Origin of the sequence: Streptomyces sp. NPDC048560, assembly GCF_040650955.1 — a bacterium.
GTDB lineage: Bacteria > Actinomycetota > Actinomycetes > Streptomycetales > Streptomycetaceae > Streptomyces.
Window position 1 is genome coordinate 47,583 of the sequence record NZ_JBEZIJ010000006.1, and the last position, 24,545, is coordinate 72,127.

A 24,545-nucleotide genomic window follows, 5' to 3' on the forward strand; every position below is an offset into this window, starting at 1 on the left:
GCGTACGCCGAATGATCCAGACGGAGTGGATCAGTGAGCGGAACAGCCGGCACCGCCCCCTCCTGGGAGGGGTCGGGCGGGCCTCTGGAACGGTCAGGCCAGGGCGACCAGGTCGCGGTAGTCCGCGCCCCACAGGTCCTCGACACCGTCGGGCAGCAGGATGATGCGCTCCGGCTGGAGCGCCTCGACGGCACCCTCGTCGTGCGTGACGAGGACGACGGCGCCCTTGTACGTACGCAGGGCGCCCAGGATCTCCTCGCGGCTGGCCGGGTCGAGGTTGTTCGTGGGCTCGTCGAGGAGCAGGACGTTGGCGGAGGAGACCACCAGGGTCGCCAGGGCGAGACGGGTCTTCTCGCCACCGGAGAGCACTCCGGCGGGCTTGTCGACGTCGTCCCCGGAGAACAGGAACGAACCGAGCGTCTTGCGGACCGCCACGAGGTCGAGGTCGGGCGCGGCGGAGCGCATGTTCTCCAGGACGGTGCGGTCCGGGTCGAGGGTCTCGTGCTCCTGGGCGTAGTAGCCGAGCTTGAGGCCGTGGCCCTCGATGATCTCGCCGGTGTCGGGCTTCTCGGCGCCGCCGAGGAGGCGGAGCAGGGTGGTCTTGCCCGCGCCGTTGAGGCCCAGGATGACGACCCGGGAGCCCTTGTCGATGGCGAGATCCACATCGGTGAAGATTTCGAGCGAGCCGTAGGACTTGGACAGGCCCTCCGCCATCAGCGGGGTCTTGCCGCACGGCGACGGGTCGGGGAAGCGCAGCTTGGCGACCTTGTCGGAGACCCGTACGGCCTCCAGTCCCGAGAGCAGCCGGTCGGCGCGCTTGGCCATGTTCTGGGCGGCAACGGTCTTGGTCGCCTTGGCGCGCATCTTGTCGGCCTGCGCGTTGAGGGTCGCGGCCTTCTTCTCGGCGTTCTGACGCTCGCGCTTGCGGCGCTTCTCGTCGGCCTCGCGCTGCTGCTGGTACAGCTTCCAGCCCATGTTGTAGACGTCGATCTGGGCGCGGTTGGCGTCGAGGTAGAAGACCTTGTTGACGACGGTCTCGACGAGGTCGACGTCGTGGGAGATCACGATGAAGCCGCCGCGGTACGTCTTGAGGTAGTCGCGCAGCCAGACGATCGAGTCCGCGTCGAGGTGGTTGGTGGGCTCGTCGAGGAGCAGGGTGTCGGCGTCCGAGAAGAGGATGCGGGCCAGCTCGACGCGGCGGCGCTGACCACCGGAGAGGGTGTGCAGGGGCTGGCCGAGCACCCGGTCGGGCAGGCTGAGCGCGGCGGCGATGGTGGCGGCCTCGGCCTCGGCGGCGTACCCGCCCTTGGTGAGGAACTCCGTCTCCAGGCGCTCGTACTTCTTCATCGCCTTCTCGCGGGTGGCGCCCTGGCCGTTGGCCATGCGCTCCTCGTTCTCCCGCATCTTGCGCAGGATGGCGTCCAGCCCGCGGGCCGAGAGGATGCGGTCGCGGGCCAGGACCTCCAGGTCGCCGGTGCGCGGGTCCTGCGGGAGGTAGCCGACCTCGCCCGAGCGGCTGATGGTGCCGCCGGCGGGGGTGCCCTCACCCGCGAGGCACTTGGTGAGCGTGGTCTTGCCCGCTCCGTTGCGGCCGACGAGGCCGATGCGGTCGCCCTTGGCGATGCGGAAGGAGGCGGACTCGATGAGGATGCGGGCGCCGGCGCGCAGCTCGATGCCGGAAGCGGTGATCACGGGGAAAACTCCAGGGCGGTATGGACGGCGGAGGGAGGACTACGGGTTCACGACTCGACGCCGTCTAATGCACAAGGAGAATTGCCATAGAGCCATTCTACTGGCGGTGTGCAACTTCTTTTCCGCGTGCTGCGCGGGACGGACCGCCCGTCCGGGGGCGCCGGACGGCTCGCCGACGCCCCGTCCGAGGGTCTGCCCGGAGGTGTCGCGGCACTCCACGGCGCCGGCGCCCCGGCCGGTGGAGAACCGCCGCAGGCGCCGCGCGACCCGCCCGGAAGGCGGTCCAGCCCAGGGCATTGCCGGCGCCCGGTGGAACACTGAGACACAGATCACATCAGAACGGTGGGACGCGGAAAGAGGGTGGCCGTCATGGCAGGGGCAGCGAAGGGCGTACCGACGATCTATCCGACGATTCTCTACGCGGACGCGAAGGCCGCGATCAGGACCCTGACCCAGGCCCTCGGCTTCACCGAGGAGGCGGTGTACGAGGGGGAGAACGGCTACGTGCTCCATGCCGAGCTGTCCTGCGGCAACGGGCGCGTGATGCTCGGGTCCAAGGGGCGCGAGGGGGTCTTCGCCAAGGCGATGGAAGGGGCGGGCCCGGCGGGTGTGTACGTCGTCGTGGACGAGGTCGACGAGCACCACGCGCGGGCGGTGGAGCACGGGGTGGAGATCCTGATGCCGCCGACCGACCAGGACTACGGCTCGCGGGACTACATGGCGCGGGACGCGGAGGGCAACGTGTGGAGCTTCGGTACGTACGCCCCGGGATCATCCGACTGACCCCGGGAGCGTGCGTCACGGTGCTCGTTCACGCGCCGCCGGTGTGGACCTGGAAGGCGGCGCGGCGTACGGCTTTGGCCAGGGCGGGGTCCGGATGCGCGGCCGCCAGGGCGACCAGTACCTGGACCGTGCGCGGGTGGCCCACGGCACGGACCTCGTCCAGCAGGGCCGGGACGGTGCCCTGGACGGCGGTGTCGAGGTGGCGGACCAGCAGTCCGGTCTCCCCGTGGTCGGCGACGGCGGCGGCCGTGTCGACCCAGAGCCAGGTGGCCTCCTCGCGGCTGAGGACCTCCTGGGCGTCGTCCGGGTCGGCTCCCTCGTACTCGGCGAGCCACAGCAGGGCGTAGGGCCGCAGCGACACGTCGGTGACGACGGAACGCACCACGGGTTCGGCGGGGGCGCCGACGACGCGGAGCGCTTCGAAGGCGAGGCCGCGCAGGAGCGCGTCCTCGCCGCGGGCCACGGCGAGGAGCTCCGCGACGGCGCTGCCGACCGGGCGGGCGGCGAGCCAGGCGCGGTATTCGGCACGGGCGGGGCCGGGGGTGAGCCGGGCGCAGCCGAGCAGCATGTCGGCGGCGGGCTGCTCGATGTTGCCGGCCGGGCTCTGGGCGGCGACGCAGATCTGTTCCAGCTTGACCCAGACCGCCCAGTTGCCGAGCGGGGTGAGAGTGGCGTGTCCGGAGCCGAGGGTGAGGGCTCCGACGGCGGCCAGTCCTTCCAGCGCCCAGTCGAGCAGCAGCGCGTTCAGGTCGGCGGGCGCCTCTCCCGGCCTGGCGGTCGGCGCCGGGGCGGGCTCGGCGGGCAGATGCGGGCCGTAGGCCACCTCGCACCGCTCCTCGTGGAGTTCCGCGACGCGCTGGCCGAGGAGATCGAGGAGGGCGGGGACGGTGACCGGCCCCGCGGAGAGCTGGAGGAGGGAGAGCACCTGGGGCACCGCCTCGACCGCTTCGGCGACGGTGGTCGCCTCGATGTCGCGGGGGGCCGCGTGGACGAGCGACCAGGCGTCGAAGAGCGCCACCCAGCCCCGGAGCACGGCGGAGTCGTCGCGCTTCCAGGCGCGCAGCCGCCAGCCGGGGCGCACGGTGTCGCCGTGCAGCTCGACGAGTCCGGCGAGCCTGGCACGGTCCCAGCCCGCCCGTACCCGGGCCGGGGAGAGGTCCAGTGCCGCAGCGGCCCGTTCGAGGGCGTCGGCGGTCAGCGGGGCCGGGCCGGGGTTCGCGTCGTCGGACGCCCAGTGGGCGATCCGTACGGCGTCGGCGAGCACGGTCCTGGCCTGACGGGCCAGTTCCGCCGGGGGCGGGGTGCCCTCGGGAGGGCGGGGGGCCGGCCGGGTGCGCCGGGTCGTCACGGCCTTGCGGGCGGTGGCAAGGGGTCGCGGGCGGACAAGTCGCAGCCTGGAGTCGCGCGGAGTACGGGACGTCACGGGGAGCAGTCTTGCCTCTGACGGCCCGAAAGCCCAAACGGAAGCCGGCCCGACGGTTTGCGGGGGCCTCCGCGGCCCGTTCACCAACCGGGCCTATCGGTCACAACGTCTCACATCAGAGGGGTGAGGAAGCGCCTGAGCGTCTCTTCGTACCGCGCCGGGCCGGCATTCCACATCGCCGCATGCGGAGCCTGCGGTACGGCGTGCAGCGCGATCAGGTCGGGGCGGAGTCCGGCGAGGGCCTTCGTCGCCGCCCAGGGGGCCAGGGTGTCGTCGGGGCCGTGGAAGATCAGCGTCGGGACGTGCAGGGCGGCGGGGAGGGAGGTGTCCAGCAGCCGGGCGCCGTGAAGGCCGGTCTTCCCCTGGGCGGCGCGGACCGCGAGCGGCAGCAGCGCGGCGGGGACGCCGCGGGCGAGGGCCAGGGCGCGCAGGGTGGTCCGCCAGTCGAGGACCGGTGAGTCGAGGACGAGGCCGCCGATGCGGTCGCGGAGCGCGCAGTTCACCGCGGCGTGCAGGGCCATCGAGGCTCCGGTGGACCAGCCGTGGACGATGACGCTCTCGGCTCCGTAGCGCACCGCGTAACGGATCGCCGCGTCCAGGTCGCGCCACTCGGACTCGCCGAGGTGGCCGAGGCCGTCAGGGGGGCGGGGGGCGCCGGCGTCGCCCCGGTAGGCCAGGTCGAGCACCGGGAGCTGGTGGGCGTTCAGGAACCCCAGCAGGTTCATGGGGTGCTCCCGGGTGGTCCCCAGGCCGTGCACCGTGATCACCCAGACGTCACGGGGAGCGGGCACGAACCAGGCGGGCAGGACTCCCAGCTCTCCGGGGATCTCGACCTCCTTGAAGTCGAGCCCGAGTGCGCTGCCCGGGTCCCCGCTGTACAGCTCGGGGGTCATACGGACCTTGGCCCCCGGCTTCAGGGTGCCGTGGACGACGCGCTCCAGCCTGCGTACGACGGTGTCGGCGCCGTGCTCCGCCAGCTCGACCACCGGTCCCACGACGGCGTGGACGCCGGGGCCCACCAGTCCGTACCTGCCGGGCCGGAGCGCGGCGAAGGAGCGGGTCAGGGTGACCTGCCCCGCAGCCGTGGCGTGCACGGTGAGTCTCCGGTCCCCGGGGAAGGGGCGTCCGGACGGCACCTTGAGGGCGGCGTCACTGGCGTACCGGCCGGCGGCGACCGCTGCCGCGCCGGCGCCGAGGATCGTGGTGACGGCCGCTGCCGTCGCTGTAGCCGGGCGCATTCTGTCAGTGTCGGGGCGCCCGGCGCGGGGGGCCAGCGGGCGGGGCCGTCCGGTGCCCGCCGGTGGGCGCGCAGCCGGGAGTCAGCCTGGCTGGCCGTAGTTCTGCAGGGCGTCCCGCACGTCGCTCAGCTGGGCCGCTGACAGCAGGTTCGGACGGTGGCCCGGTACGGAACTGGCGGTGATCCAGAGCCTGCACAGCCATTCGAGCTGGGCGGTGCGTTCGAAGGCCTCGTCGAGGGTGTCCCCGTAGGTGACGGTCCCGTGGTTCTGGAGGAGGCAGCCCGTGCGGTCGCGCAGGGCGACGAGCATGTTCTCGGCCAGCTCCCTGGTTCCGTAGAGCGCGTAGGCGGCGGTGCGGACGGGCCCGCCCAGCAGGGCGGCGGCGTAGTGCACGAGCGGGACCTCGGCGACGAGCGCGGAGACCGCGGTGGCGTGCACGGCATGGGTGTGGACGACCGCGGACGCGCCGGTGTCCGCGTAGACGGCGAGGTGGAGCGGTAGTTCGCTCGTCGGTGCGAGCTCGCCGAGCACCTGGCGCCCCGCGAGGTCCACGCCGACCGCGTCCTCGGGGCGGAGCCGTTCGTAGGGCACGCCGCTGGGGGTGACCAGGACGACGTCCCCGACCCTGGCCGACACGTTGCCCGAGGTCCCGACGACGAGGCCGTCGGCCGCCGTCCTGCGGGCCGTCGCGACCACGCCGTCCCAGGCCCGCCGGACCGCTTCCCGATGCTGATCACTCATAGGGAAATCCTATGGGCCCACAGGGGACGGGGACCGGCGGTGCGGCTCGGGTGACCAGGATCTCTTCGGGGTCTGAAAATGGCCGAAATGAGCCCCCGACGTCCGGTACGGAATGACTTCCTCCGGGCGCAGGACGGGCTCTACCGCCCCTCCCCGCCAAAGCGGAGGGGTGGCACTCCGGTTGGGGTCACCACAGCGCCCTACTCAGTTCACCTTCCGTTCATCCAGGTTGCCTACGGTCCACGTGCCACTGACGTCGAGCGATTGCCTGGGTAAATGGAACACATCACACTGCTGCTTGCGATTGTGATCGTGACAGCTCTCGTGTTCGATTTCACGAACGGTTTCCATGACACCGCCAACGCGATGGCCACCACCATCTCGACCGGCGCTCTGAAGCCCAAGACAGCGGTGGCCATGTCCGCCGTCCTCAACCTGATCGGCGCGTTCCTGTCGGTGGAGGTCGCGAAAACGATCTCCGGCGGGATCGTCAACGAGGACGGCCTCAGAACCGAGGTCATCTTCGCGGCGCTCGTCGGCGCCATCCTGTGGAATCTGCTGACCTGGCTGGTGGGTCTGCCCTCCAGCTCCTCGCACGCGCTCTTCGGCGGTCTCATCGGCGCCGCGGTCATGTCGGCCGGCTGGTCCTCCATCGACGGCGGCACCGTCGTCACCAAGGTCCTGCTCCCCGCCATCGCCGCCCCGCTCGTCGCCGGTCTCGCTGCACTGCTGGCCACGCGGCTGACGTACCGGATCAACCGGAAGGTCACCGACGAGGCGCAGCTGAAGTCGACCGCCAAGGGCTACCGGGCCGGCCAGATCGCCTCGGCCGGGCTCGTCTCCCTCGCCCACGGCACGAACGACGCGCAGAAGACGATGGGCATCATCACCCTGGCCCTGGTCACCGGCGGCGTCCTGGCCCCCGGCTCCAACCCGCCGGTCTGGGTCATCGTCTCCGCGGGTGTCGCCATCGCCCTGGGTACGTACCTCGGTGGCTGGCGCATCATCCGCACCATGGGCAGCGGCCTCACCGAGCTCAAGCCGCCGCAGGGCTTCGCCGCCCAGACCAGTGCGGCCACGGTCATCCTGGCCTCCTCGCACCTCGGCTTCTCCCTCTCCACCACCCAGTCCTGCTCCGGCGCCGTCATGGGCGCGGGTCTCGGACGCAAGGGCGGCGTGGTCCGCTGGTCCACCGCCACCCGGATGTTCATCGCCTGGGGCCTGACCCTGCCGGCCGCGGGACTGGTCGGCGCGGGCGCCGAGCTCCTCACCAAGCAGGGCAGCTGGGGCGTCGCCGTCGTCGCGGCCCTCCTCATCGCGGGCTCCGGAGCCATCTGGCTGCTGTCGCGCCGCAAGCCGGTCGACCACACCAACGTCGTCGACACCCAGGAGCCCGAGCCCGCCGGAGTCGTCACGACGGCCATGGCGGCCGTGACGACTCCTCCCACCGCCACCGCGGCCATGGAGATCAAGTCCACCATCCCGGCCCCGGCCGGAACCACCGCCGACCCGGCCCGCCCGGCCACGGTCTAAAGGGCAGGAACTACCACCATGAAAATCGACTGGGCAGCTCTTGCCTCCGTCTTCGGCGTCAGCCTCGTGGTCACCGTGGCGCTCGTCGGCCTGTTCACCCTCGGCATCATCGGCCTGTCCAAGCAGGCCGCCGCCACCTCGGCCGGCGCCACGGGCGGCTCGTTCGCCCTGGCCCGCAGCGGCGCGTACCTCTGCTTCGGGCTCTGCGCCGCGGCAGTGTCCTACGGGATCTACCTGATCGTCGTCTGACGAAGCGGCCGCGGTGGACGCGGCCGGGTATCCCCCCTCGCCGTTGATCTGCGTGCGGTATCGCAGGTCAACGGCGAGTTGACGGGCGTTCGCACAGCGTGGTGGACTGCCCGTGCCGTTTACGGCGACAGAAGAGGAAGCCGGTGCGAATCCGGCGCGGTCCCGCCACTGTCACCGGGGAGCACTCCCCCCACACCGGAAGTCACGGTCCGTTCGCGGACTGGAAGGCCGGGGGGAACTGCGGATCCGGAAGCCAGGAGACTCTCGTCGCCGGTCACGTCGAACCAGGGCGCGGACCCTGAGTGAGGACATACGTCATGCCTGGCCGCCGTGCGCCCGATCCCGTGTCACCTGTCTCCAGAACGTCCCGTGCATCGGCGGGCTGAGCCATGCGTGCCGACCGCATATTCGCGTACGGCGCCACGACCGGTCTGATCGGCGATCTGCTCCTGGGTGACCCCCGCCGCGGGCATCCCGTCGCCGCGTTCGGGACGGCCGCCGCGAAGGTCGAGGACCGTCTGTGGCGCGACCACCGCGGGTGGGGCGCGCTCCACACGCTGATCTGCGCCGGAGGCGCGGCGGGCGCCGCCGCGCTCACCGCCCGTGCCGTACGGGGCCGGCCCGCCGCCGCCGTCGCACTGACCGCCGCCGCCACCTGGTCCGTCATCGGCGGAACCTCTCTGGGCCGCGAGGCGCGCGCCATCGGCGGCGCCCTCGCCGCCGGGGACATCGAGGTGGCCCGGGAGCGGCTGCCGCATCTGTGCGGGCGCGACCCGCACTCACTCGACGGGCCGCAGATGGCCCGTGCCGTGGTCGAATCCGTCGCCGAGAACACCTCGGACGCCGTCGTCGGCGCGCTCGTCTGGGGTGCGCTGGGCGGAGTGCCGGGTCTCGTCGGCTTCCGGGCCGTCAACACCCTCGACGCCATGGTCGGGCACAAGTCGCCCCGGTACCGGCGGTACGGCTGGGCCTCGGCCCGCCTCGACGACCTCGCGGGCTGGCCGGGCGCCCGCCTCACCGCCGCACTCGCCGTGGCCGCCGGGGGGCGGCCACGGCAGGCGGTACGGGCCTGGCGGGCGGACGCGGGCAAGCACCCGAGCCCCAACGCGGGGCCGGTCGAGGCAGCGTTCGCGGGCGCGCTCGGCGTACGGCTCGGCGGGACGCTCGCGTACGGCGGCCGGGTCGAGCACCGGCCGGTACTCAACGGGGCGGCCGGCCGCGCGGTGGAGACCGCGGACATCGAACGTGCGGTGCGGCTGTCGCGCCGGGTGAGTGCGCTGGCCCTCGGCGTCTGTGTGGCCGGCCGGCTGATCGCGGGACGGAGACGGATATGAGCGGCGGACTGCTGGTCGCGGGGACCACATCGGACGCGGGCAAGAGCGTCGTCACGGCGGGGATCTGCCGTTGGCTGGTGCGGCAGGGGGTGAAGGTCGCGCCGTTCAAGGCGCAGAACATGTCCCTCAACTCCTTCGTCACCCGCGAGGGCGCCGAGATCGGACGCGCGCAGGCCATGCAGGCACAGGCCGCCCGGGTGGAGCCGACCGCGCTGATGAACCCGGTGCTGCTCAAGCCCGGAAGCGACCGGTCCAGCCAGGTCGTCCTGATGGGGAAGCCGGTGGGCGAGATGAGTGCGCGCGGCTACCACGGAGGGCGGCAGGAATCACTGCTCGGGACCGTCGTGGACTGCCTGGAGCAGCTTCGGGGCACGTATGACGCCGTGATCTGCGAGGGGGCGGGCAGTCCGGCCGAGATCAACCTGCGGCGCACGGACATCGTGAACATGGGCATCGCGCGGGCCGCCCGCTTCCCCGTGCTCGTCGTCGGCGACATCGACCGCGGAGGTGTCTTCGCCTCGTTCTTCGGCACGACGGCCCTGCTGAGCGCGGAGGACCAGGCGCTGGTCGCCGGGTACCTCGTGAACAAGTTCCGGGGCGACGTCTCGCTGCTTGAGCCGGGTCTCGACATGCTGCACGAGCTGACGGGGCGGCGGACGTACGGGGTGCTGCCGTTCACCCACGGGCTGGGTATCGACGAGGAGGACGGGCTGCGGGTGTCGCTGCGCGGCGCCGTACGGGAGTCGGCCGTCAGCGCGCCGCACGGCGAGGACGTCCTGCGGGTCGCGGTGTGCGCCGTCCCGCTGATGTCGAACTTCACCGATGTGGACGCGCTGGCCGCCGAGCCGGGAGTCGTGGTGCGGTTCGTGGACCGGGCGGACGAGCTGGCCGACGCGGACCTCGTGATCGTGCCGGGCACCCGGGGCACGGTGAAGGCCCTGGCGTGGCTGCGCGAGCGGGGGCTCGCGGACGCGCTGGTGCGGCGGGCCGCGGAGGGACGGCCGGTGCTGGGCATCTGCGGCGGGTTCCAGGTGCTCGGTGAGCGCATCGAGGACGACGTGGAATCGCGTGCCGGGCGGGTCGAGGGGCTGGGGCTGCTGCCGGTACGGATCCGCTTCGACCGGGAGAAGACGCTGGCGCGCCCGGTGGGGACGGCGCTCGGGGAACCGGTCGAGGGGTACGAGATCCACCACGGGGTCGCCGATGTGCGGGGCGGTGAACCCTTCCTGGACGGGTGCCGGGTCGGCGCGGTGTGGGGGACGCACTGGCACGGGTCGCTGGAGAGCGACGCGTTCAGGCGACGGTTCCTGACCGAGGTGGCGCGGGCCGCGGGGCGGCGGTTCGTGGCCGCGCCGGATACGAGCTTCGGGGCACTGCGGGAGGAGCAGCTGGATCTGCTCGGGGACCTGGTGGAGGAGCACGCGGACACGGACGCCTTGTGGCGGCTGATCGAGAGTGGGGCGCCGGCGGGGCTGCCGTTCGTGCCGCCGGGGGCGCCGGTGGGGGTGGCGGGTCCTGGTGCGCCTGCGGGGGGCGAGGCGGGGGCGCCTGCGGGGGCGGGGGTGCCTGCGGGGGGCGTTCCCCTGCCCGCCCCTTTCCGAGACCGGGGCTCCGCCCCGGGCCCCGGTCCTCAATCGCCGGACGGGCTCGAAAGGCCCCTAGGCGCAGCCCCGGGCCCTGGTCCTCGAACACCGCACGGGCTTGAAGGGCCCGGAAGCACCGCGCCGGAATCGCCGTATGCCGAGAAGGAGACTCTGTGAGTACGCCGTATCCGTTCACCGCCATCGTCGGGCAGGACGATCTGCGGCTCGGGCTCCTGCTCAATGCCGTCAGTCCGGCCGTCGGCGGTGTCCTCGTGCGAGGGGAGAAGGGGACGGCCAAGTCCACGGCCGTGCGCGCACTCGCGGCGCTCATGCCCGAGGTCTCCGTCGTACCGGGGTGCCGGTTCTCGTGTGATCCCGTGGTTCCCGACCCGGCGTGTCCCGACGGGCCGCACGGTGCCGCGGGCGAGGTGTCGCGGGCCGCTCGGACCGTCGAACTGCCCGTCGGGGCCTCGGAGGACCGGCTCGTCGGGGCGCTGGACATCGAGCGGGCGCTCTCCGAGGGTGTGAAGGCGTTCGAGCCGGGGCTCCTCGCCGACGCGCACCGCGGCATCCTCTACGTCGACGAGGTCAACCTGCTGCACGACCACCTCGTGGACCTGCTGCTGGACGCGGCAGCCATGGGTGCCTCGTACGTGGAGCGGGAAGGCGTCTCCGTACGGCACGCGGCGCGTTTCCTGCTGGTGGGGACGATGAACCCCGAAGAGGGCGAGCTGCGGCCGCAGTTGCTGGACCGGTTCGGGCTGACCGTCGAGGTCGCGGCCTCCCGCGACACCGATCTGCGGGTCGAGGTCGTACGGCGCCGGCTGGCCTACGACGACGACCCGGCGGGATTCGCCGCCCGGTGGGCGGACCAGGAAGGGGAGTTGCGCGAGCGGATCGCCGCCGCGCGCGCCCTGCTGCCCCATGTGGTCCTCGGCGACGGCGTGTTGCGGCAGATCGCGGCGACCTGTGCGGCCTTCGAGGTCGACGGGATGCGTGCCGACATCGTCATGGCGCGTACCGCCACGGCCCTGGCCGCATGGGCCGGGCGCGAGGAGGTGCTCCCCGAGGATGTGCGCCAGGCTGCGCTGCTCGCGCTCCCCCACCGGCGCCGGCGCAACCCGTTCGACGCGCCGGGGCTCGACGAGGACAAGCTGGACGACACCCTCCGGGACGCCGCGCGGGACGAGGGCGGGGACGAGGGCGAGGGCGACAACGAGCCCGATCCCGACGGGCCCGGCGGCGGGGGCGGCGGGGTGCCACCGCAGAACGACGGCCCCGAGGGTCCCGCCGGGGCCGACACGCCGGGTCAGCAGCCGGAGAGCGGTGGTGACGCGCCCGGGCAGGGCCGGCTGCCGGGCGGCGGGGAACAGCAGCCCGTACGCGCGGCGGAGCCGTTCCGCACCAAGATGCTGAGCGTGCCGGGACTGGGCGAGGGAGCGGCGGGGCGCCGCTCCCGTGCGCGCACCGAGCACGGCCGTACGACCGGGTCGCGGCGGCCCGAGGGGGCGCTCACGAAGCTGCACCTGGCGGCGACCGTGCAGGCCGCCGCACCGCATCAGCGCGCCAGGGGCCGGTCGGGGCGGGGCCTCGTGGTCCGGCGCGACGACCTGAGGCAGGCGACGCGGGAGGGCCGCGAGGGGAATCTCGTGCTGTTCGTCGTGGACGCCTCGGGGTCGATGGCGGCCCGGCAGCGGATGAGTGCCGTGAAGGGCGCGGTGATGTCCCTGCTGCTGGACGCGTACCAGCGGCGGGACAAGGTCGGCCTGATCACCTTCCGGGGCAAGGGCGCCGAGGTGGTGCTGCCGCCGACGTCGTCGGTGGACGCGGCTGCCGCCCGGCTGGAGTCGCTGCCGACCGGCGGGCGCACCCCGCTGGCCGCCGGCCTGCTGAAGGCGCACGACGTACTGCGCGTGGAGCGGCTGCGCGACCCCTCACGGCGCCCCTTGCTCCTCGTGGTGACGGACGGGCGTGCGACGGGGGGTCCCGACCCGCTGGCGCTCGCGGCGCGGGCGGGGCGGCTGCATGCCGCCGAGGGCACCGCGTCCGTCGTCGTGGACTGCGAGTCGGGCATCGTGCGGCTCGGCCTCGCCGCGCAGCTGGCCAGGGATCTCGGCGGCAGCGCCGTCACGCTCGACGAACTGCGGGCCGACACGATCGTCGGGCTCGTGAAGGACGTATCAGCAGCCGGGAGGGCCGCGTAATGCCACAGGGACAGCCGACATCGGTGCCGGACGACGGCCTGACCACCCGGCAGCGGCGCAACCGCCCGCTGCTGTTCGTCCACACGGGCACAGGCAAGGGGAAGTCGACGGCGGCCTTCGGTCTCGCGCTGCGCGCCTGGAACCAGGGCTGGCCGATCGGGGTGTTCCAGTTCGTGAAGTCGGCGAAGTGGAAGGTCGGCGAGGAGAACGCCCTGAAGGTGCTCGGCGCGAGCGGCGAGGGCGGCACCGTCGACTGGCACAAGATGGGTGAGGGCTGGTCCTGGGTCCAGCGGGACAACCAGCTCGACAACGAGGAGAAGGCCCGCGAGGGCTGGGAGCAGGTCAAGCGCGACCTGGCCGCCGAGACGTACAAGCTCTACGTCCTCGACGAGTTCGCCTACCCGATGCACTGGGGCTGGATCGACACCGACGAGGTCGTCCAGGTGATGCGTGACCGTCCCGGGACGCAGCACGTGGTGATCACTGGGCGCAACGCCCCGGACAAGCTGATCGAGGCCGCCGACCTGGTGACCGACATGTCGAAGGTCAAGCACCCGATGGACGCCGGTCAGAAGGGCCAGAGGGGCATCGAGTGGTGAGCGTTCCCCGTCTGGTCATCGCCGCCCCGGCGTCCGGCAGCGGCAAGACGACCGTCGCCACGGGTCTGATGGCGGCCTTCGCGGGCCGCGGACTCGCCGTGTCCCCGCACAAGGTGGGCCCCGACTACATAGACCCCGGATACCACGCGCTGGCGACGGGCCGCCCGGGACGCAATCTCGACGCGTACATGTGCGGTCCCGAGCTGGTCGCCCCGCTGTTCGCCCACGGGGCGGGCGGCTGCGACCTCGCGGTGATCGAGGGCGTCATGGGGCTGTACGACGGTGCCTCCGGGCAGGGCGAACTGGCCTCGACCGCCCAGGTGTCCAAGCTGCTCAGGGCGCCTGTGGTGCTCGTGGTCGACGCCTCGTCGCAGTCGCGTTCGGTGGCGGCCCTGGTGCACGGTTTCGCTTCCTGGGACCCGCAGGTGCGGATCGGCGGGGTGATCCTGAACAAGGTCGCCTCCGACCGGCACGAGGCGTTGCTGCGGGAGGCGCTCGACGAGTCGGGTCTGCCCGTGCTCGGGGTACTGCGGCGGTCCGCGCAGATGGCGACGCCGTCCCGCCATCTCGGGCTCGTTCCGGTGGCCGAACGGGCCTCGGACGCCGTCGACGCCGTACGGGCCATGGGCGACCGCGTCCGGGCCGGCTGCGATCTGGACGCCCTGATGGCGCTGGCCAGGACGGCGCCGCCGCTGCCGGACGAGGTCTGGGAGCCGCGTCCGGCGGCGGGCACGGAGCCGGCGGCGGGCGCGCGGCCCGTGGTGGCCGTGGCGGGCGGGGCCGCGTTCACGTTCGCGTACGCCGAACACGCCGAACTGCTCACGGCGGCCGGCGCCGAGGTCGTGGTCTTCGATCCGCTGCGTGACGAGAAGCTCCCCGCGGGCACCTCGGGGCTCGTCATAGGGGGCGGCTTCCCCGAGATGTACGCGCCTGAACTGTCGGCGAACGAGCCGCTGCGCCTCGCCGTGACGGAACTGGCGCGCGGCGGCGCCCCGGTGGCGGCCGAGTGCGCGGGGCTCCTGTATCTGGCGCGCGAGCTCGACGGCCGCCCGATGTGCGGGGTGCTGGACGCGGACGCCCGGATGTCGGAGCGGCTGACGCTCGGATACCGGCAGGCGGTGGCGGTGTCCGACAGCGTGCTGGCGGTGGCCGGGACCCGTATGCGTGGCCACGAGTTCCACCGCACGGTGCTGGAGCCCGGTGCCGGGGACACACCCGCCTGGGGGATGCACCAGCCGGAGCGCCGCGTGGAGGGGTTCGTCCAGGGGGGCGTGCACGCCAGCTATCTGCACACCCACTGGGCCGCTTCGCCGGGTGTGGCCGCGCGCTTCGTGGAGAAGTGCCGGGAATGAGTTCCATGGAGGCGGGCCGGGGCACCCTCGTGGAGGCGTTCCGGCGGTGAACGGATGAGTGCGGGTGCCGCGGTCCGTCCGGCGGCGCCGCACTCACTCGGCGACGCCCACGACCAGCCAGATGAAGCCCACCCCGGCGACCGTGCACAGCAGAGTCGAACGGGCCGGGTGGGTGTGGTGTGCCTCGGGCAGGATCTCGGCGGCGGCGAGGTAGAGCAGGGCGCCGCCGAAGAAACCGAGATAGCAGCCGAGCAGCTCCTCCGGAAGGGTGAACAGGAGCGTCGTCGCCGCGCCCACGATCGGGGCCAGCGCGTCGGCGAAGAGCATCAGCAGGGCCTTGCGGCGGGCGTTCCCGTAGAGCCTGGTGAGGGTGTACGTGTTGAATCCGTCGGCGAAGTCATGGGTGATGACGGCGAGCGCGACTGCGGCACCCATGCCGCCGCCGACCTGGAAGGCGGCGCCGAGCGCGATGCCGTCCATCAGGCTGTGCCCCACCATCGCCGCCGCCGCTGTCATACCGACCTGCGGCACGCGTTCGTCGCCCGCCCCGTGTGCCGCCTGGCGTCCGGCGAGCAGGCGCTCGACCAGATGGGCCACCAGGAAGCCGCCCACGAACAGCAGCAGGGCGGCCGGCACCCCGAACACCTCGGTGCCCGCCGCCTCGATCGCCTCGGGCAGGAGGTCGAGGCCGACCACACCGAGCATCAGCCCGCCCGCGAGGCCGAGCACCAGGTGGCGGCGGTCGGTGACGCGTTGAGCGACCCAGCCGCCGGCCAGAGTCATCAGGAACGCGCCGAGCGCGACGAACACCGCCATGGCCCCTTGCTAGCCGATCGGCACCCCCGCGCGCATCTCAGGGCGCCCTCACCCCGCGCGGTCCCCGTGACCCGCGGTCAGGGCGTCCTCGTACGAAAGGAATCCGTACCGTGAACCGCCCCGCCTCCCTCGTCGTGGGCGTCGGTGCCCGCAAGGGGGCCACGGCAGACGAGCTCCTGGAGCTGATCGCCGGGACACTCCGCACCGCCGGGCTCGACCCGGCCGAGATCGCGGAACTGGCCACCGTCGAGACGAAGGCGCAGGAGCCGGGCATCGTGGACGCGGCGGCCGCACTCGGGGTGCCTGTGCGCTCCCACCGGGCGCGGGAGCTGGCCCTGGTGCGTGTCCCGCACCCCTCGGGTGCGGTAAGGGACGCGGCGGGCACGCCGTCGGTCGCCGAGGCCGCCGCGCTGATGGGCGGGGGTGAACTGCTGGTCCCGAAGCGGAAGTCGGCCCCCCCGGGCGGCGGCCCCTCCTCGGTGACCTGCGCGGTGGTCCGGCGTTTCGTCGCCGAATCGATGTCCGCTGCACCGGTGACGTACGGCTCCGGGCCGTTCACCATGGCTGCCATGAAACCCCCCACGCACGACCTCGATGTCAGCGCGCACGATCTGCGCCACCACGGGGACGCGGAAGTACGCGGCCACGATCTGACCGACCTCGCCGTGAACGTGCGGACCGGCACACCCCCCGGCTGGCTCCGGGACCGGATCGCCCTGTCGCTGAGCGCGCTGGCCGCCTATCCGGACGGACGGCCCGCGCGGGCTGCGGTCGCCTCGCGGCACGGACTGCCGGTGGAACGCGTGCTGCTGACGGCGGGCGCCGCGGAGGCGTTCGTCCTGATCGCCCGTGCGCTGCCCGCCAGGCGCCCGGTGGTCGTGCACCCCCAGTTCACCGAGCCCGAGGCTGCGCTGCGGGCGGCCGGGCACGAGGTGGAGCGGGTTCTGCTGCGCCCCGAGGACGGTTTCCAGCTGGACCCGGCGGCGGTGCCGGACGAGGCCGATCTCGTGGTGATCGGCAATCCGACCAATCCGACGTCCGTGCTCCACCCGGCGGGCGTCCTGGAGAAGCTGGCCCGGCCCGGGCGGACGCTGGTGGTCGACGAGGCGTTCATGGACGCGGTGCCGGGCGAGCGGGAGGCGCTCTGCGGGCGCACGGACGTTCCGGGACTCGTCGTCCTGCGCAGCCTCACCAAGACCTGGGGTCTCGCGGGTCTCCGGATCGGTTACGTGCTGGCCGGCCCGGAGACGATCGCCGCCCTCCAGGAGGCGCAGCCCCTGTGGCCGGTGTCCTCCCCCGCCCTCGCGGCGGCCGAGGCGTGCATGGAGCCGCGGGCGCTGGCCGAGGCGGCCGCGGCTGCGGACCGGGTCGCGGTGGACCGGGCCCATCTGCTGGCCGGGCTGGCGGAGTTCGGTGAGGTACGGGTGGTGGAGCCGGCCCAGGGGCCGTTCATCCTGCTCCGCGTGGAGCGGGCCGCGGAGATACGGGAGCGGCTGCGGTGCCTGGGGTTCGCCGCACGGCGGGGTGACACCTTCCCGGGCCTGGGGCCGCAGTGGCTGCGGCTGGCCGTACGGGACCGTGCGACGACCAACCGCTTCCTCCAGGCGTTCGACCAGGCGCTCCAGGCGCTGCCCCGGAGACCCTAGGCGTCACCGCCGGGCGGGCCGGTTCCTTCCCCGGACCGCCCGGCGGGACCCCTTGTCAGCCCTGGGCGCGCCTACGGGCCACCACGGTGGCCGCGGCGCCGACGGCCAGCAGGAGGGCCGCACCGCCGGCGATGTACGGGGTCGTGGAACTGCCTCCGGTCGCCGCGAGGTTCGGCTCCTCGGCGGCCGGGGCGGGATCGGAGCCGGTCTGCGGCTTCACCTCACCGCCGGACGAACCACCGGAGGAACCACCGGACGATCCACCGGTCGCCCCGTCGGTGGAGCCGCCGCTCGAACCGCCGGTGCTTCCGCCCGTGGAGCCGCCCGAGGTGCCTCCGTCGGTGCCTCCCGGCTTCTCCGGGGCCTTCGGCGTCTCGCAGGTCGCCTCGGCCAGCGTCACCTCTCCGTACACCTCTGCGACGTTGAGCTCGAGCGGGTTCACCGACACCTTGAGCTGCAGCGCGACGGCCGCCGCGGTACGCGAGGTGGTCGACGTCTTCGACAGGTCGAGGGTCACCTCACCGACCTGCGGCACCTGCACGCTGGTGGTCCCGCCCGCGGTGAGCGTGACCTTCTTGCCGAGGACCGAGACGTGGCCCAGCACGTTCGACTCCGCGACCGGCTTCCTGCCCACCTCGCAGACGGCGCTGGAGGTGACCTTCTCGACCTCGATGAGAGAGAGCAGCGGGAGTCCCGGCACATGGACGGTGGCGTTGGCGAGGTTGGAGCGGCCCTCGGCCCTGTGCCCGTCGACGGTCGCCTTCGCCGTGGCGACATCGGCCTTCAGGAGGCTGAAGGGGTTTCCCCCGTCCACGCCGTCGAGCCGGACGCTGAGCGCGGTCTTCTCGGCGCTCGCGGGAGCCTGCACCTCGTTGAGCGTGGCCTTCAGCGGGACGTTGACCGTCTTGTTGACGAGTGAGACATCGAGCGCGGTACGCAGGACGACCGCGCTCGCCTTTCCGTCGCCGGTGGCCGGGGTCGCGGGTGCGGCGTGCGCGGGAACGGCGACGAGCAGCGCGACAGGGGCGGCGGCCGCCAGGGCGGCGAGGCGGAAGGTGTTGCTGTTCAAGATGGTGGAACCCCCACAAGAGACATGGAGCCACCGGCGCCGCCCAATGGGGGACATCGCGGGCGCCGGTGACCTCGACTCCGTGAATCCTTACGCACAGAGGGTGAACTGGCGGATACCTGGCGTGAGTTCACCCCAAAGGGGGGTTTCCGTGTGCGTATTCGATTCTTCCGGCACGTGCGTTCCCTGGAGTCACCCGTTTCACGGCGCCTGGAGGCGCGGGAGTTGACGAAACGGGGTGTGCGCAGAGGTGCTTCAACGAAACAAGCCCGCCCCGGTCACCGGCCGTCAACAGGGCGCCGCACCCGGCCCGATCATCGGGTCAGCCGGTCACGCGCCCGTCGAGGACGATCCTGCGGGGCGCCGCGAGCACCCGTACGTCCGCCCTCGGATCCTCGTCGTAGACCACGAGGTCGGCCGGGGCGCCCTCCTCCAGGACCGGGCGGCCGAGCCACCGCCGCGCGCCCCAGGCCGTCGCCGAGAGGGCTTCGAGGGGCGGGATCCCCGCCTTGACCAGTTCGGCGACCTCCTCCGCGACCAGGCCGTGGGCCAGTGAGCCGCCCGCGTCGGTGCCGACGAAGACCGGGATGCCGGCGTCGTAGGCGGCGCGCACCGTGTCGTAGCGGCGCTCGTGCAGCCGGCGCATATGGGCCGACCACCGGGGGAACTTCGCCTCTCCGCCCGCCGCCAGGTCCGGGAACGTGGCGATGTTGACCAGCGTCGGGACGATCGCCACGCCCCGCTCGGCGAAGAGCGGGATGGTGTCCTCGGTCAGACCCGTCGCGTGCTCGATGCAGTCGATCCCGGCTTCCACGAGATCCCGCAGAGCCGCCTCGGCGAAGCAGTGGGCGGTGACCCGGGCCCCGAGCCGGTGCGCCTCCGCGATGGCCGCCTCGACCTCTTCGCGCGGCCAGCACGCCGTCAGGTCCCCGGCGTCCCGGTCGATCCAGTCCCCCACGAGCTTCACCCAGCCGTCGCCGCGGCGCGCCTCCCGCGCGACGTACGCGACGAGGTCGCCGGGCTCGATCTCATGGGCGTAGTTCCGGATGTACCTGCGGGTCCTGGCGATGTGGCGGCCGGCCCTGATGATCTTCGGCAGGTCCTCGCGGTCGTCGATCCACCGGGTGTCGGAGGGTGAACCGGCGTCCCTGATGAGCAGCGTGCCGGCCTCCCGGTCGGCGAGTGCCTGCTTCTCGCTGGTCGCCTCGTCGACGGGGCCGTGGCGGTCCAGGCCGACATGGCAGTGCGCGTCCACCAGACCCGGCAGCGCCCAGCCGGTGACGGTCACCGCGTCGTCCGCGCCGGGTGGGCGCTCGTAGGAGATCCGCCCGTCGACGGCCCACAGTTCCTCCCGGACCTCGTCCGGGCCGACGAGCACCCGCCCCTTCACCCGCAGCACCCGCGGTTCTTCGTGATCGCTCATACGCGGCACTGTACGAGGCCCTCGGTACCCTCGACCAAGCACTGTTCGTACGCGGTCGGCCGACCGCGCGCCGAACCCCTGACCCGTACCGGAGAGAGCACCACCGTGACGCACCCCTTCCTCGACCTCGCCCCGCTCACCGCCGCCCACTTCGCGGCCGTCGAGCGGCGGGTGGCCGGCCTCCTCGCCACGCGTGCGGACGTCGTGATCATGCAGGGCGAGGCGCTGCTGCCCCTCGAAGGCTGCATCCGGGGCGGCGCCCGGCCCGGCTCGACCGCGCTGAACATCGTCACGGGGCCCTACGGGCAGACCTTCGGGAACTGGCTGCGGGACTGCGGGGCCGAGGTCGTCGACCTCGCGGTTCCCTTCCACACGGCGGTGACGGCGGACCAGGTCGCGGCGGCGCTGACCTCGCACCCGGAGATCGACTTCGTGTCGCTGGTCCACGCCGAGGCCGCGACCGGCAACACCAACCCGGTCGCCGCGATCGGTGAGGTGGTCCGGGCGCACGGGGCTCTGTTCATGCTGGACGCAGTCGCCTCGGTGGGCGCCGAACCGCTGCTGCCCGACGAATGGGGGGTCGACCTCTGCGTGATCGGCGCGCAGAAGGCGATGGGCGGCCCCGCCGGGGTGTCGGCGGTGTCGGTGAGCGAGCGCGCCTGGGAGCGCATCGCCGCGAACCCGCAGGCCCCGCGGCGGTCCTACCTCTCGCTCCTGGACTGGAAGGAGCGCTGGATCGACGGCGGCCGTTCCACCCTGCTGCACGCGCCCGCGCAGCTGGAGATGCTGGCGCTGGAAGCCTGTGTGGAGCGGATCGAGAGCGAGGGCCTGGACGCGGTGACGGCCCGCCACGCCTCGGCCGCGGCGGCCACCCGGGCGGGAGCGCTGGCGCTCGGCGGGGGCCTGGAGCCGTATGTCGAGGACGCCCGCGACGCCGCTCCGGTCGCCACGACGCTGCGCACCCCGGCGGGCGTCGACGCCGCCTCGCTGGTCGCGCGGGCACGCGCGGCCGACCCGTCGCTGCCGCTCGTCGCGGGGGGCGGGGCGCTGTCCAAGGAGATGATCCGGGTCAATCACTACGGGGTGGACGCGACGCGGGGCGTGGTGCTGTCCTCGCTCGCGGCTCTGGGGTCGGCGCTGGCCGACCAGGGCAGGCAGGTCGATGTCGAAGCTGCCCGCAAGGCCGTGTCGGAAACCTGGCCGAACGAATAAATCAAAAGAATTCACAAATGCGGGGAGCTGCTTTATCGAGAGTAGCTTCCCGCATTCTTCTGCCCGCTTTCCCTCACCCTAAACGCCAGAGTTCCATCACGAGTGATCTTCGTGATCCAGGCATGTCTCCGACGGGTCACGCGCCTGTGACCGACTCCACACCGCAGGCGTTATGTCGGATAAATTCTGGTCAAAGGGGGCGAATTCACCGCCGATTCGCGCGAAGGCACGCGCCCGCGTGATAACACGAGAGCCGCGCTCACCCAACCCCTCTCCTCGATGCAATTTTGATTTTTGCTGGGTAAATTCAATTCGCATGACCGCCGCACCAGCAGACTTTGCAAGTGCCCGAAGCGAATTCCTGAGAATCGACACCCCGCGAGTGGAGGACGGAGCCGCGATCTGGCGCATAGCCCGCGACTCCGAGGTCCTGGACCTCAACTCCTCGTACAGCTACCTGCTGTGGTGCCGTGACTTCGCGGCGACCTCCGTGGTCGCCCGCGACGAGAACGGCGACGCGATCGCCTTCGTGACGGGATACCTCCGCCCCGACCGCCCGCAGACGCTCGTCGTCTGGCAGGTGGCCGTCGACGAGGCGCACCGGGGGAAGGGACTGGCCGCCACCCTGCTGGACGCGCTGACCACACGGGTCACCGCCGACCAGGGACTGGTCGCGGTCGAGACCACCATCACCCCGGACAACACGGCGTCCGACCGGCTGTTCACCTCGTACGCGCTGCGTCACGACGTGGGCGTGGAGCAGGAGGTCCTCTTCGACGGCGATCTGTTCCCCGAGGGAACACATCTGCCGGAAGTGCTGTACCGCATCGGCCCGTTCCACGCCTGAGAGCTCCCCCCGCTCCCGGGCACCGTGCCGTACGAACCACCTGCGCACCGCCGAGCGCAGCCCGTCACACCCCCCCTCACCCGCAGGAGATCCGCTGTGACCATCACCCCGCCCGCCGACCTGTCTCCCGCCACCGCCAACGGGCAGGCCTACGGCCTGACTCCCCCCGACATGAGTGTCTTCGAGACCCTGGAATCCGAGGTACGGAGCTACTGCCGCGGCTGGCCGGCGGTCTTCGACCGTGCCCAGGGCGCCCGGCTCACGGACGAGGACGGCCACTCCTACCTCGACTTCTTCGCCGGGGCCGGCTCACTCAACTACGGCCACAACAACCCGGTGCTGAAACGCGCGCTGATCGACTACATCGAGCGTGACGGCATCACCCACGGCCTGGACATGGCAACCACGGCCAAGCGCGCCTTCCTGGAGACCTTCCAGAACGTGATCCTGCGTCCGCGCAACCTGCCGTACAAGGTCATGTTCCCCGGCCCGACCGGCACCAACGCCGTCGAGTCGGCGCTGAAACTGGCCCGTAAGGTCAAGGGCCGCGAGTCCGTCGTCTCGTTCACCAACGCCTTCCACGGCATGTCGCTCGGCTCGCTCGCCGTCACCGGCAACGCGTTCAAGCGGGCGGGCGCCGGCATCCCGCTGGTCCACGGCACGCCGATGCCGTTCGACAACTACTTCGACGGCCAGGTGCCGGACTTCCTCTGGTTCGAGCGGCTCCTGGAGGACCAGGGCTCCGGGCTCAACAAGCCCGCCGCCGTAATCGTGGAGACCGTCCAGGGCGAGGGCGGCATCAACGTGGCCCGCGCCGAGTGGCTGCGCGCCCTCCAGGACCTGTGCCACCGCCAGGACATGCTCCTGATCGTCGACGACATCCAGATGGGCTGCGGCCGCACCGGCGGCTTCTTCTCCTTCGAGGAGGCCGGGATCACGCCGGACATCGTGACCCTCTCCAAGTCGATCAGCGGGTACGGGATGCCGATGTCCCTCTGCCTGTTCAAGCCGGAGCTGGACATCTGGGAGCCGGGCGAGCACAACGGCACCTTCCGCGGCAACAACCCGGCCTTCGTCACCGCCGCCGCCACTCTCGACGCCTACTGGGCCGACGGCCAGATGGAGAAGCAGACCCTGGCACGCGGCGAGCAGGTCGAACAGGCGCTGCTGGCGATCTGCGACGAGAACCCCGCATCGGGCGGGCAGTTCCGTGGCCGCGGTCTGGTCTGGGGCCTGGAGTTCTCCGACCCGACCCGGGCGAGCGCCGTCTGCGCCCGCGCCTTCGAGCTGGGACTCCTGCTGGAGACCTCGGGCCCCCAGAGCGAGGTCGTGAAGCTGCTGCCGCCGCTGACCATCACTCCCGAAGAGCTGGACGAGGGCCTGCGCACACTGGCCCGCTGCGTCCGTGAGACCGCCTGACCCGGAGAGAACCGGGCCGGGCCCGAAGAAGCACCACCGCAGAGAGAAAGGCACCACCCACCGTGATCGTCCGATCGTTCAGTGACATCGAGAACACCGACCGGCATGTGAAGGCCGCCTCCGGCACCTGGGAGAGCAAGCGCATCGTGCTCGCCAAGGAGAAGGTGGGCTTCTCGCTCCACGAGACCGTGCTGTACGCGGGCACGGAGACGTCGATGTGGTACGCGAACCACATCGAGGCCGTGCTGTGCACCGAGGGCGAGGCCGAGCTCACCGACGACGAGACCGGCGAGAAGCACTGGATCTCCCCCGGCACGATGTACCTGCTGGACGGGCACGAGCACCACACGCTGCGGCCCAGGACGGACTTCCGCTGCGTCTGCGTCTTCAACCCTCCCGTCACCGGACGGGAGGACCACGACGAGAACGGTGTCTACCCACTGCTGACCGAGGAGGCCTGAACCATGACCACTGATGTACGCGCAGACCTGTACCCGTCGCGCGGCGCCGCCGAGATGACCACTCCCCGCCAGGACCCGGTCATCTGGTCCGCGCCCGGCGCACCAGGGCCGGTCGCCGTGAAGGACCTCCAGGGGTTCGAGCGGGACGGCTTCCTCACCGTCGACCAGCTGATCACGCCGGACGAGGTCGCCGTCTACCACGCCGAGCTGAACCGGCTGATCGCCGATCCGGCGGTGCGGGCCGACGAGCGTTCCATCGTCGAGCCGAAGTCGCAGAAGGTCCGTTCCGTGTTCGAGGTCCACCGGCTCAGCGAGATCTTCGCCGGGCTGGTCAGCGACGAGCGGGTGGTGGGCCGGGCCCGCCAGATCCTCGGCTCGGACGTGTACGTCCACCAGTCGCGGATCAACGTGAAGCCCGGCTTCGGCGCCTCGGGCTTCTACTGGCACTCGGACTTCGAGACCTGGCACGCCGAGGACGGTCTGCCGAACATGCGGACCGTGTCCGTCTCGATCGCGCTGACCGAGAACCACGACACCAACGGCGGGCTGATGATCATGCCCGGCTCGCACAAGTCGTTCCTCGGCTGCGCGGGCGAGACGCCGAGGGACAACTACAAGAAGTCCCTTCAGATGCAGGACGCCGGCACCCCGTCCGAGGAGGCGCTGACGAAGATGGCCGACCGCCACGGCATCAAGCTCTTCACGGGCGCGGCCGGTTCGGCGACCTGGTTCGACTGCAACTGTATGCACGGTTCGGGGGACAACATCACCCCGTACCCGCGCAGCAACGTCTTCATCGTCTTCAACAGCGTGGAGAACGCGGCGCAGGAGCCCTTCTCGGCTCCGGTCCGCCGCCCGGAGTTCATCGGGGCCCGGGACTTCACCGCGGTGAAGTGACATACCGGCGCGGTTCGGGCGGGG

21 protein-coding genes and 1 riboswitch are annotated in these 24,545 nt (G+C 72.2%); of the genes, 14 read left to right on the forward strand and 7 right to left on the reverse strand.

Features of this window, described 5'->3' with window-relative positions; genetic code table 11:
• Positions 1–93 precede the first annotated feature (93 nt).
• The gene (locus AB0C82_RS17425) at positions 94–1,692 is read right to left on the reverse strand and encodes an ABC-F family ATP-binding cassette domain-containing protein (protein ID WP_362842245.1); all 1,599 of its coding nucleotides are present in this window, start codon (positions 1,690–1,692) and stop codon (positions 94–96) included.
• Between the two features lie 369 nt (positions 1,693–2,061).
• On the opposite strand from AB0C82_RS17425, the gene AB0C82_RS17430 reads away from it, so the two are divergent.
• Positions 2,062–2,475 (forward strand): VOC family protein, encoded by a 414-nt coding sequence (locus tag AB0C82_RS17430; RefSeq protein WP_362842248.1) that lies wholly within the window; start codon positions 2,062–2,064, stop codon positions 2,473–2,475.
• A gap of 28 nt (positions 2,476–2,503) precedes the next feature.
• Here the strand turns inward: AB0C82_RS17430 and AB0C82_RS17435 are convergent, their stop codons facing one another.
• The 3 genes from AB0C82_RS17435 to AB0C82_RS17445 all read right to left on the reverse strand — a co-directional run bounded on the left by AB0C82_RS17435 (position 2,504) and on the right by AB0C82_RS17445 (position 5,877).
• Positions 2,504–3,823 (reverse strand): hypothetical protein, encoded by a 1,320-nt coding sequence (locus AB0C82_RS17435; RefSeq protein WP_362843139.1) that lies wholly within the window; start codon positions 3,821–3,823, stop codon positions 2,504–2,506.
• Positions 3,824–4,008: 185 nt separating this feature from the next.
• Positions 4,009–5,136, reverse strand: a complete 1,128-nt coding sequence (locus tag AB0C82_RS17440) for a hypothetical protein (protein ID WP_362842250.1) — start codon at positions 5,134–5,136, stop codon at positions 4,009–4,011.
• 81 nt (positions 5,137–5,217) lie between these two features.
• Positions 5,218–5,877, reverse strand: a complete 660-nt coding sequence (locus AB0C82_RS17445; RefSeq protein WP_362842252.1) for a class II aldolase/adducin family protein — start codon at positions 5,875–5,877, stop codon at positions 5,218–5,220.
• A 276-nt stretch (positions 5,878–6,153) separates the two neighbouring features.
• Here AB0C82_RS17445 and AB0C82_RS17450 point away from each other — a divergent pair, with 276 nt between their 5' ends.
• From AB0C82_RS17450 to AB0C82_RS17480, 7 genes are all read left to right on the forward strand, one after another.
• Positions 6,154–7,410 (forward strand): inorganic phosphate transporter, encoded by a 1,257-nt coding sequence (locus AB0C82_RS17450; RefSeq protein ID WP_362842255.1) that lies wholly within the window; start codon positions 6,154–6,156, stop codon positions 7,408–7,410.
• 18 nt (positions 7,411–7,428) lie between these two features.
• Positions 7,429–7,659 carry a hypothetical protein gene (locus AB0C82_RS17455; protein ID WP_362842257.1) on the forward strand — a complete coding sequence of 77 codons (231 nt, stop codon included), beginning with the start codon at positions 7,429–7,431 and terminating at the stop codon, positions 7,657–7,659.
• 131 nt (positions 7,660–7,790) lie between these two features.
• A riboswitch (cobalamin riboswitch) is annotated at positions 7,791–7,923 on the forward strand.
• 125 nt (positions 7,924–8,048) lie between these two features.
• Entirely contained in the window at positions 8,049–8,993 is a 945-nt protein-coding gene (locus AB0C82_RS17460; protein ID WP_362842260.1) for a cobalamin biosynthesis protein, read from the forward strand.
• The gene (locus AB0C82_RS17465; protein WP_362842263.1) at positions 8,990–10,753 is read left to right on the forward strand and encodes a cobyric acid synthase; all 1,764 of its coding nucleotides are present in this window, start codon (positions 8,990–8,992) and stop codon (positions 10,751–10,753) included. The genes AB0C82_RS17460 and AB0C82_RS17465 overlap by 4 nt, the downstream gene beginning before the upstream one ends.
• Positions 10,750–12,780 carry a putative cobaltochelatase gene (locus tag AB0C82_RS17470; RefSeq protein WP_362842266.1) on the forward strand — a complete coding sequence of 677 codons (2,031 nt, stop codon included), beginning with the start codon at positions 10,750–10,752 and terminating at the stop codon, positions 12,778–12,780. The genes AB0C82_RS17465 and AB0C82_RS17470 overlap by 4 nt, the downstream gene beginning before the upstream one ends.
• Complete coding sequence (gene cobO / locus AB0C82_RS17475) at positions 12,780–13,379, forward strand: cob(I)yrinic acid a,c-diamide adenosyltransferase (RefSeq protein WP_362842269.1); 600 nt, start codon at positions 12,780–12,782, stop codon at positions 13,377–13,379. The genes AB0C82_RS17470 and cobO overlap by 1 nt, the downstream gene beginning before the upstream one ends.
• Positions 13,373–14,731 carry a cobyrinate a,c-diamide synthase gene (locus tag AB0C82_RS17480; RefSeq protein WP_362842272.1) on the forward strand — a complete coding sequence of 453 codons (1,359 nt, stop codon included), beginning with the start codon at positions 13,373–13,375 and terminating at the stop codon, positions 14,729–14,731. Before cobO ends, AB0C82_RS17480 begins: the two co-directional genes overlap by 7 nt.
• 93 nt (positions 14,732–14,824) lie before the next feature.
• On the opposite strand, the gene AB0C82_RS17485 is transcribed toward AB0C82_RS17480, so the two are convergent.
• Positions 14,825–15,547, reverse strand: a complete 723-nt coding sequence (locus tag AB0C82_RS17485) for a ZIP family metal transporter (protein ID WP_362842274.1) — start codon at positions 15,545–15,547, stop codon at positions 14,825–14,827.
• Positions 15,548–15,657: 110 nt separating this feature from the next.
• On the opposite strand from AB0C82_RS17485, the gene cobC reads away from it, so the two are divergent.
• Entirely contained in the window at positions 15,658–17,193 is a 1,536-nt protein-coding gene (cobC, locus tag AB0C82_RS17490) for an Rv2231c family pyridoxal phosphate-dependent protein CobC (RefSeq protein ID WP_362842276.1), read from the forward strand.
• A 55-nt stretch (positions 17,194–17,248) separates the two neighbouring features.
• Here the strand turns inward: cobC and AB0C82_RS17495 are convergent, their stop codons facing one another.
• Together AB0C82_RS17495 and AB0C82_RS17500 are read right to left on the reverse strand one after the other, a co-directional pair.
• Positions 17,249–18,262 carry an SCO1860 family LAETG-anchored protein gene (locus AB0C82_RS17495; RefSeq protein ID WP_362842279.1) on the reverse strand — a complete coding sequence of 338 codons (1,014 nt, stop codon included), beginning with the start codon at positions 18,260–18,262 and terminating at the stop codon, positions 17,249–17,251.
• A gap of 322 nt (positions 18,263–18,584) precedes the next feature.
• The gene (locus AB0C82_RS17500) at positions 18,585–19,685 is read right to left on the reverse strand and encodes an amidohydrolase family protein (protein WP_362842282.1); all 1,101 of its coding nucleotides are present in this window, start codon (positions 19,683–19,685) and stop codon (positions 18,585–18,587) included.
• A gap of 105 nt (positions 19,686–19,790) precedes the next feature.
• On the opposite strand from AB0C82_RS17500, the gene AB0C82_RS17505 reads away from it, so the two are divergent.
• The 5 genes from AB0C82_RS17505 (at position 19,791) to thpD (ending at position 24,521) form a co-directional block, all read left to right on the forward strand.
• A complete protein-coding gene (locus tag AB0C82_RS17505; RefSeq protein WP_362842284.1) occupies positions 19,791–20,897 on the forward strand; it encodes an aminotransferase class V-fold PLP-dependent enzyme in 1,107 nt (368 codons plus the stop codon).
• A gap of 316 nt (positions 20,898–21,213) precedes the next feature.
• On the forward strand, positions 21,214–21,744 hold the full coding sequence (gene ectA / locus AB0C82_RS17510) for a diaminobutyrate acetyltransferase (RefSeq protein ID WP_362842286.1): 531 nt from the start codon (positions 21,214–21,216) through the stop codon (positions 21,742–21,744).
• 171 nt (positions 21,745–21,915) lie between these two features.
• Positions 21,916–23,163, forward strand: a complete 1,248-nt coding sequence (gene ectB, locus AB0C82_RS17515; protein WP_362843142.1) for a diaminobutyrate--2-oxoglutarate transaminase — start codon at positions 21,916–21,918, stop codon at positions 23,161–23,163.
• 62 nt (positions 23,164–23,225) lie between these two features.
• Complete coding sequence (locus AB0C82_RS17520) at positions 23,226–23,624, forward strand: ectoine synthase (protein ID WP_362842289.1); 399 nt, start codon at positions 23,226–23,228, stop codon at positions 23,622–23,624.
• Between the two features lie 3 nt (positions 23,625–23,627).
• Positions 23,628–24,521: an ectoine hydroxylase gene (gene thpD / locus AB0C82_RS17525; protein WP_362842292.1), complete on the forward strand. Its 894-nt coding sequence runs from the start codon at positions 23,628–23,630 to the stop codon at positions 24,519–24,521.
• The last annotated feature ends 24 nt before the right edge of the window (positions 24,522–24,545 follow it).